The 1155-nt window shown below is 33.8% G+C and carries 2 protein-coding genes; both read left to right on the top strand.

What is annotated here, in order from left to right:
• A partial coding sequence (locus FYJ83_RS19560) for an IS91 family transposase (RefSeq protein WP_195838083.1) occupies positions 1 to 798 on the top strand: 798 nt, incomplete at its 5' end.
• A 31-nt stretch (positions 799 to 829) separates the two neighbouring features.
• Positions 830 to 1066, top strand: a complete 237-nt coding sequence (locus FYJ83_RS19555) for a hypothetical protein (protein WP_154443144.1) — start codon at positions 830 to 832, stop codon at positions 1064 to 1066.
• Positions 1067 to 1155 lie beyond the last annotated feature (89 nt).

Below are 1155 nucleotides of genomic sequence, written 5' to 3'. Positions count from 1 at the left end.
CATTTACTCTTTAAAGCTAGTGCCGACACTATTCTTACTTGGTTTTCTAAGCTTAATAAATCTGAGAATTTTAAACCTGGTATTATCTCTACTATGCACACTTTTGGACGGGATTTAAAATGGAATCCACATATACATATGATTGTTACCGAAGGTGCTTCAGGGAATAAAACTGTTTGGCGTAAAATTTCTCATATTCCCTTTAATATGCTTCGAAAGAGATGGCAAGCCACTATATTAGATTTTCTTCATAAATACTTAGGCAATTCTTTTTATGCTCTGAAGTCTCGTCTATTCAAGACATACTCTGATGGATTTTATGTTTATGCTAAATCTAATATGGATTCAAATGCTAAGGATGCTGTTGAATATATTATTCGATATACTGGGCGTCCCGCTATGGCTCAATCTCGTATTCTTAATTACGATGGCGAATTTGTTACTTTTTACTACGATCGCCATGAAGATAATCAACGCGTTACTGAAAAAATACATGCTTTTGATTTTATTAAGCGTCTAATTATCCATATTCCTGATGAACAATTTAAAATGATTCGCTATTACGGCCTTTATGCCAAGGAATACACTCATTCCTCAAAGCTTTATCGCATGGAAAGCCTTGGAAAAAGAAAGTTTAGAAAAAAGTATTCTCATTGGCGTGCACGCCTTCTTCTTGCTTTTGGGCTAGATCCCCTTTCATGTTCTTGTGGCCAAACAATGGAACTGGTTGATATTTTTAATTTTAACAAGAACCCTTATATTGATAATTTATCTCCTCCTAGGTATAATAGTGCTTAGTAATTAATTAGCACTATGGGGGTTTTTTATTATGAATATTCTAGAAGGTTTTTCTAAAAATGATGATTTAGTAGAGTTTATCTGTACTAAATGCAATTATTCACTATGGGTTCCACGTTTCATTGTACAAGAATTAGAAGAAGATAATTTATTTAATGGACTTGATCCATCTGTACCACCACAACCTTTTTGCCAAGTTTGCGATGGTATCATGACTCCAAAATCTTATACTGGTATTCGTGGTGTTCATTACGAGTACAGAAAATAGTCTAACAATCTTAGGCTTTATTGGCATGCTCAAGATTCCTGGGCTGCCTTTTTTTTATTTAATAGGAAAAGTAGGACTTTCCTATTAAA

Origin of the sequence: Tissierella pigra (assembly GCF_009695605.1) — a bacterium.
Taxonomy (GTDB): domain Bacteria; phylum Bacillota; class Clostridia; order Tissierellales; family Tissierellaceae; genus Tissierella; species Tissierella pigra.
Note: the sequence above shows the minus strand (reverse complement) of the source record. Positions and strands in the feature narration are given on the sequence as shown.